Raw genomic sequence first — 7,107 nt, 5'->3', positions numbered from 1 at the left:
CTCGTACTTGACCTGAACCGAATCGGCGGGATCGAAAAACTCGCTTTGCTGAAACAACTCGTCCGTGACGGCGTCGGCTCTCGGATTCAGCGCGCCTTCCTGACGAAGCAATTGCCGTTTTCGAGAAGAATGAGGCATGGCAATGTGTAACTATAATTATGTTCTCACCCAGAACGCTGTCAAGCTCTTCTTGCCCGCATCGCTTTGAGAGAAACCGAATAGTAACCGATTTAACAGGAATTGATCCCTGCCAATCCCTACCTTCTGGAAGAGAGCAGAACATCTTTTCCTTTACACTGTACACATAATTACCTTTACACATGTCGGCCATCCTTTTTGTCCAAACATCGAATCTGCTCGACCAGCTCGTAAAGGTCCTCCGCCCGGAACAGAGATCGACCAGAAGCAACCATCACGAATGGGTCAGGGCTGACGAAGTCCGTCCAGGCGGCCGGTAGAGCGACTAGGCGCGCGCTCTCGTCGTAGAAAAAGACTCGATCCTCGCCCCATGTGCGGCGATGCACGACCAGTTCAAACTCTCGTCCTAGCCATGGATGAAAAGGATGAGTAACTCGGAAACGTCTTACTGCACTCCCCGATGGCGGTGCAGTTGACAACGCGTGCGAACGGGCAAGTCGAGCGCATGAACCGCACCATCAAAGAGGCACGGTACAGCGCTACCACTACGACACCCACGACCAGCTGCGTATCCACCTCAGCGACTTCGTCGCTGCCTACAACTTCGCCAAACGACTCAAGACACTCCATGGCCTCACGGCCTACGAATTCATCTGCAAATGCTGGCAAACAGAACCGGATCGATTTACTCTCGATCCCATCCATCAAATGCCGGGACTAAACACCTAGTCAGCTTATGGGAAGTGATCCGGATCCCTCTCGGATGACAGGCAAACAGGACAGAACTGCTCGGCGGACGTCGGACCATGGTTTGGTGGCACGGAGGCCACAGACCATGAAGCAGACGCCGCGCTCCCGAGTCAATCGCAAGAAAGCCAAGACCGTCTTGCGCCTTCCCGATCTTGAACATGCCAAGACCGCAGTCCTGAACAGCCTGATCAGTGCCGACGCCCAGCGCGGGTATCGTCATGCCATCGACGAGTTCGTTGACTGGTATTGCTCTGAGCCCCGTCTGGCATTCAATCGGATCGTGGTCTTACGGTACAGGAGCTATCTGGAATCCAGGCAACTGGCTCCGGGAACTGTCAACCTCCGCTTGGGCGCTGTGCGGCGGCTCGCCTACGAAGCTGCCGATTGCGGTCTGCTCAGTTCGGATCTTGCGGCTGGCATTCGCCGCGTCAAAGGTGTGAAGAAACTGGGGGTTCGCCTTGGAAACTGGTTGACTGTCGAGCAGGCTCACTCTCTTTGGCAAGCGCCAGGTAACCAGGGTCTCAAAGGGAAGCGGGACCGAGCACTTCTTGCGTTGCTTCTGGCGTGTGGGCTGAGGCGGCACGAAGCGGTTGGCCTGAGGATTGATGATCTACAGCAACGCGAAGAACACTGGGCGATTGTCGATTTGTTGGGTAAGGCAGGACACGTCCGAACGGTTCCGATCCCCGACTGGGTGAAAGAGCAGTTGGACGAGTGGCTGAGGGGCGGCTGGAATTGCCCGGGGCAGGATCTTTCGCAGGGTCACCAGGATGGGGCGGACATGGGGAGACTGCATGACGGAAAAGTCGATCTGGCACATTGTGAAGGATTGCGCGAAAGGGATCGGTATGCCTAAACTGGCCCCTCATGACCTGCGGCGGACGTGCGCTCGTCTGTGCCATGCTGCAGGAGGCGAACTAGAGCAGATCCAGTTCCTGCTGGGGCATGTCTCGGTTCAAACGACCGAGCGATACCTTGGGTGCAAGCAGCGGATTCGGTCCGCGGTCAATGATCGCATCGGAATCGAACCAAATCGCTGAGTCGCCAGGAGGTTCTGGAAGAGTAGCCGACCAACCGCCCAGAACCCGAGTAGCGGGCACCAGTCCGGACCCGTCTGAAAGCTCCTTTGGCAAGGCCGGGGTGGGATGAAGGGTCCGGTTGCAGAAACGTGCGTGGTGATTACAAGACCCTGTAGCGTTTGCCGTTATTTATCCACCGTTGTCAGTATCACGAGCTCGTTCGTGGCCGTTAGCTGGAGGTAACCCTTGACCGTGGTGATCAGGGTGTCATCGGTTGCCTCCTGGTCCTGGAGGGCAGATATGCAGAAGGGCTACCTTGCGGTAGCCCCTTTGTTTGAGGAGTTGAGGTACAACCGACGAACTACGCCTTGCGCAGGTCGTAGCGGTCCAGGTTCATGACCTTGTTCCATGCGCCTACGAAGTCGTTCACGAAGATCTCCTTCGAGTCGGCCGATGCGTAGACTTCCGCGATAGCCCGGAGCTGAGAGTTGGAACCGAAGATCAGGTCCACACGAGTGGCGGTCCACTTAATCTCACCTGTCGCGCGATCCAACCCTTCAAGCAAGCCTTCCGAAGTAGAAGATGCCTTCCATTCGGTCGCCATGTCGAGCAGATTGACGAAGAAGTCATTCGTCAGGGTCCCGGGCTTGTCGGTGAAGACGCCGTCCTTCGAGCCACGGTAGTTGGCGCCGAGGACGCGCAGGCCACCGACAAGGACGGTCATTTCGGGGGCCGTCAAGGTCAGCAACTGGGCGCGGTCGACGAGCAGATCCTCGGCGCGCGTGGTGTGGCCGAGACGGAGGTAGTTGCGGAAGCCGTCGGCGGTCTGTTCGAGCGGGGCGAAGGAGGCAATATCGGTCTGTTCCTGCGAAGCGTCCGTGCGGCCGGGCGCGAAGGGGGCCTTGACGTCGTATCCGGCCTTCTTCGCAGCCGCTTCAACCGCAGCGCAACCACCCAGAACGATCAGGTCGGCGAGCGAGATCTTCTTTGCTGTTTTTCCGTCTGCCGCGGCGCTTGCGTTGAAGTCCTTCTGAATTCCTTCGAGCGTGCTGAGAACCTTCGCGAGCACGAGGGGCTGGTTCACTTCCCAGTTCTTCTGCGGCTCGAGACGAATGCGTGCACCGTTCGCTCCACCACGCTTATCAGAGCCGCGGAAGGACGCCGCAGCTGCCCAGGCAGTCGAGACGAGCTGCGGGATTGAGAGACCGGAGGCGAGGATTTTGTCCTTGAGTGCGGCGATGTCCGCTTCGCCGATGAGTTCGTGATCGACTGCGGGGACGGGGTCCTGCCAGATCAACTGCTCCTTAGGAACCAGGGGTCCGAGGTAGCGGGCGATGGTGCCCATGTCGCGGTGCGTGAGCTTGAACCATGCGCGAGCGAAGGCGTCGGCGAACTGGGCTGGATTTGCCTGGAAGCGCTTGCCGATATCGGCGTAGATGGGATCGAAGCGCAGGGCGAGGTCCGAGGTGAACATCATCGGCTGGTGCTTCTTGCCTGCGATGTGGGCGTCCGGGATGTTGGCCTCGACGCCCCTGGCGTACCACTGCCAGCCGCCCCCGGGGCCTTTGCCGAGTTCCCACTCGTAGTTGTAGAGGTTGTCGAGGTATTCGTTGTCCCACTTGATGGGCTGTGTGGTCCACGCGCCCTCCAGGCCCGAGGAGATGGTGTCTTCGGCGTTGCCCTTGCCGGCGGAGTTCTTCCAGCCAAATCCCTGCTGCTCGATGGGTGCGCCTTCGGGCTCGGGTCCGACGTACTTGCTCGGATTGTGGGCGCCATGGCCCTTGCCGAAGGTGTGACCGCCGGCAATGAGCGCGAAGGTCTCCTCGTCATTCATCGCCATGCGGCCGAAGGTCTCGCGGATGTCGCGTGCCGATGCGATGGGATCGGGCTTGCCATCGGGGCCTTCCGGGTTTACGTAGATGAGACCCATCTGCACGGCGGCGAGAGGATTGTCGAGATCACGCTCACCCTGGTAACGATCGCTGCCGAGCCATGTGTGCTCCGAGCCCCAGAAAATGTCTTCCTGCGGAACCCAGACGTCAGCGCGACCGCCGCCGAAGCCGAAGGTCTTGAGGCCCATCGAGTCGAGCGCGACGTTGCCGGCAAGGATCATGAGATCAGCCCAGGAGATCTTCTTGCCGTACTTCTGCTTGATGGGCCATAGCAGGCGCCGGGCCTTGTCGAGGCTGACATTGTCCGGCCAGCTGTTGAGCGGCGCAAAACGCTGCGTGCCCATGCCTGCGCCGCCGCGGCCATCATAGGTGCGGTACGTGCCGGCGCTGTGCCATGCCATGCGGATGAAGAACGGGCCGTAGTGGCCGTAGTCCGCGGGCCACCAGCTCTGCGAGTCGGTCATCAGGGCGTGGAGGTCCTTGATGACGGCGTCGAGGTCGAGGGTATTGAACTCTGCCGCGTAGTCGAAGTCCTGGCCCATGGGATCTGCCAGCTTAGTGTTTTGGTGCAGGACGGCAAGGTCGAGGCGGTCCGGCCACCAATGCTCGTTGCGCGTGATCTTGCGCGAGTTGTGCGTGACGGCGCCATGCATGGGCGAGGCCGTCTCCGTATTGGTGGATCGATTGCCGGCGTGCGGCACTGGACATTTCATTTCAATCGACATCTTCGCTCCTTCGTTCTTATTGCCATGGAAACCTGTCCCACGATTGGGCCGCGCGGGCCAGAGTTTAGCGAGTTATGGTTGTCACCGACGGGAGGGTCGGCGCCGGTCGTCAATGTTTGCTTTTGTAGTCTTCGCCCAGCGTGGAACTTCTTCCGTTCGGTTAGTGAGTGGATGGTGTTAGCTGCGTTTTGTTTTCTGGCACGCGGCACAGATTCCGATGACGTCGATAGCGTAGCGTTCCACCTGAAAGCCTCCAGGCAACCGTTGCAGTGCCGGGAGGACGCCGAGATCCTTTTCTTCGATGTCGGTGATGGACTTGCAATGCGAGCAGACCATGTGGTGATGGCGGTGGCTGTTCAGCTCGACTCGGAGAGAGCCGTGGTGCATGCTGACTTCTTTTAGCACGCCTCTCTCGACGAAGAGATGAATGTTTTTGTAAACCGTCGCGAGGGAGATTGCGGGTATACGCTTCTTGACCCGCGCGTAGACCTCTTCCGGGCTGGGATGGCCAGGCATCGTCTGCATGACCTCATAGAGAACCTGGCGCTGGTGGGTCGCGGTGAGCCCATGATCCGCACAAAGTTCACGGAAGGAGCGGGTCTCGACGCTGGGAGAGGTCTGCATCAAAAACTAGTAAATGATAATTATTCTTGTTCGTCAAGCGGTAACGGAGCGTATCGACGCTGCTCCAAGGCGATCCGGTCTGAGCACATCAGTACCTTGAAGTCGGCCAGGCTCCAGTAATGCTAAGCGGTCTATCGTGGAATGCTGGAGCGTTTCCCGGTCGTGAAGTTTAGTGTCCAAGCGGTCAACCAAAGGGTCACTCATTCCTTCGCCGGACTCTTTCGGAGAGTCAGCATCGTCTCATTCGGTAAGGTAAAGATATCCAGAAGCCAGTTCCCATCTTCATCCTGATGGAAATACGGCTTCCCCGTCCCACTCCTTCATGTAGAAAGCATGGTCAGAGCCTGCGACGAGTGTTGAACCAGCTTTGCCTGAAGGTGTGAGTTTCAAGTGGCCGTTCTGCCGTTCTTCAGTTCAACGAACACCGAGACGGCATCGACCTTGGCGGCGGTTCGGTAAGTTCCAATGTACCGACTCAGGATGGCGGCGTCGATCTGATGCGATCCCCCGAGAGATCGGACGGCAGCGTCTTGTTCTGTTGCCAGGTGCATGAGATCCGTATCTAGAGCGACCGTCCCGGGAGAGAACCCATGGTTCAGCTTCTTCTAGAGAACAACTATGCCTGTCTTCGTCTCTGGAAAATATTCAGTCTCAGAGTCAAATCCCGATACTCGGCCATTATGACTGATATCTAACTTCCCGTCCTGCCTCGAAACTCTAAGAGAAAAAGCGTGTACTTCACTTTTATATCGGACATGCCACGAGGTCGATCCCTTTCCTTAAGGCGGTAAAATCGGGTTCAATGCTTGAGCATAGCGACCAGTCTCTCTCGTCTGAAGAATACAGTGCCCTTCTGGTTGACGTAACCCCAGTGGCTGGAACAAGCGCGTAAGCAGGCGGGCAGGTCTGTCAAAGCGCTGATGACAACAACGTATTGGCGGATCGAGGAGAGGATTTTTGAGCAGGAGCAGCGTGGAGGAGAGCGGGTGGGCTACGGAGAGCGCATTGTGGAACAGCTCGCCCGGAATCTGTCGGCAAGATTTGGCCGCGGGTTTTCTCGTGCCAACGTGTTTCAAATGCGCCAGTTTTTACCTTTCCTACCGAGCTAGAGTCCAGACATCGTCTGGACTCTAGGCACGGCGGGAATTGTCCAGACGCTGTCTGGACAATTCGAAGTTTCATTTCCTCTCTCCTGGTCCCACTATGTACGCCTCCTCACGGTAACTGATGATGCCGCCCGCGACTACTATGAACACGAAGCGCTACGCGGCGGCTGGTCAGTCCGGGATCTGGAACCGCCAGATCGCAACAAAGGCATATCAACGGCTGCGTGGAAAGCCCGGCACCTCTTATGTCGCTTCATCCTTGCCGGGCGGCCTCAATCCTGACGACCACATTCGGGATCCGTTCGTCCTGGAGTTCTTGAACCTGAAGGATGAATACTCGGAATCTGATTTGGAGCAGGCTCTCATCCATGAGCTGGAGCGCTTTCTCCTTGAGCTCGGAAATGACTTCGCATTCGTAGCCCGGCAGAAGCGTCTCCGCATCGGAACAGAATGGTATCGGGTCGATCTGGTTGTTCTTCCACCGGCGGCTTCGATCCTTGTTGATCGTTGAACTTAAGGTGGGAAAATTTACGCACGCTTGACCTGCCCCCGGAAATCTCTACCAGTTTGAACTGGAGTTCTCTCGTAAATTGAACGAGGGAGCTGAGATGAAGAAGAGCCGGTATACGGAAGAGCAGATCATTGGGATATTGAAGCAGCATGAGGCTGGAGTGAAGACGGCGGATCCGTGCCGTGAGCACGGGATCAGCGGGGCGACGTTCTACGGCTGGAAGCTGAAGTTCGGGGGCATGGAGGTGAGCGAGGCGCAGCGGCTGAAGGCGATGGAGGATGAGAACCGTCGTCTGAAGCTGCTGGTGGCGGAGTTGAGCCTGCACGGCGAGGCGCTGAAGGC

General features: G+C 57.8%; 7 protein-coding genes and 2 pseudogenes. 6 read left to right on the top strand and 3 right to left on the bottom strand.

The genetic code is table 11. The features are described from left to right. Nucleotides 1–314 precede the first annotated feature (314 nt). A complete protein-coding gene (locus tag Q363_RS47145; RefSeq protein WP_169747184.1) occupies nucleotides 315–617 on the bottom strand; it encodes a DUF5372 family protein in 303 nt (100 codons plus the stop codon). A gap of 8 nt (nucleotides 618–625) precedes the next feature. Here Q363_RS47145 and Q363_RS39470 point away from each other — a divergent pair. From Q363_RS39470 to Q363_RS47140, 3 genes and pseudogenes are all read left to right on the top strand, one after another. Then, a pseudogene (locus Q363_RS39470) lies at nucleotides 626–867 on the top strand (integrase core domain-containing protein); the annotation flags it as partial. A 106-nt stretch (nucleotides 868–973) separates the two neighbouring features. Then, nucleotides 974–1,744: a tyrosine-type recombinase/integrase gene (locus tag Q363_RS29335; protein WP_211256425.1), complete on the top strand. Its 771-nt coding sequence runs from the start codon at nucleotides 974–976 to the stop codon at nucleotides 1,742–1,744. Beyond that, nucleotides 1,659–1,928 (top strand): tyrosine-type recombinase/integrase, encoded by a 270-nt coding sequence (locus tag Q363_RS47140; protein ID WP_425387806.1) that lies wholly within the window; start codon nucleotides 1,659–1,661, stop codon nucleotides 1,926–1,928. Before Q363_RS29335 ends, Q363_RS47140 begins: the two co-directional genes overlap by 86 nt. Before the next feature lie 340 nt (nucleotides 1,929–2,268). Here Q363_RS47140 and katG read toward each other — a convergent pair whose 3' ends face one another. After that, nucleotides 2,269–4,524 (bottom strand): catalase/peroxidase HPI, encoded by a 2,256-nt coding sequence (gene katG, locus Q363_RS29330; RefSeq protein ID WP_035357784.1) that lies wholly within the window; start codon nucleotides 4,522–4,524, stop codon nucleotides 2,269–2,271. A gap of 177 nt (nucleotides 4,525–4,701) precedes the next feature. Continuing rightward, nucleotides 4,702–5,148: a Fur family transcriptional regulator gene (locus Q363_RS29325; protein WP_035357783.1), complete on the bottom strand. Its 447-nt coding sequence runs from the start codon at nucleotides 5,146–5,148 to the stop codon at nucleotides 4,702–4,704. Nucleotides 5,149–6,068: 920 nt separating this feature from the next. Here Q363_RS29325 and Q363_RS47135 point away from each other — a divergent pair. From Q363_RS47135 to Q363_RS29315, 3 genes and pseudogenes are all read left to right on the top strand, one after another. Beyond that, a pseudogene (locus tag Q363_RS47135) lies at nucleotides 6,069–6,383 on the top strand (DUF1016 N-terminal domain-containing protein); the annotation flags it as partial. Between the two features lie 13 nt (nucleotides 6,384–6,396). Then, a complete protein-coding gene (locus Q363_RS37025) occupies nucleotides 6,397–6,765 on the top strand; it encodes a PDDEXK nuclease domain-containing protein (RefSeq protein ID WP_051979506.1) in 369 nt (122 codons plus the stop codon). Between the two features lie 97 nt (nucleotides 6,766–6,862). Next, nucleotides 6,863–7,107 (top strand): transposase (locus Q363_RS29315; protein ID WP_035357786.1); only part of this gene is annotated, 245 nt, incomplete at its 3' end.

The sequence above is a fragment of the Edaphobacter aggregans DSM 19364 genome (assembly GCF_000745965.1).
Lineage (GTDB): Bacteria > Acidobacteriota > Terriglobia > Terriglobales > Acidobacteriaceae > Edaphobacter > Edaphobacter aggregans.
This window is presented reverse-complemented; position numbering and strand designations above follow the sequence as displayed.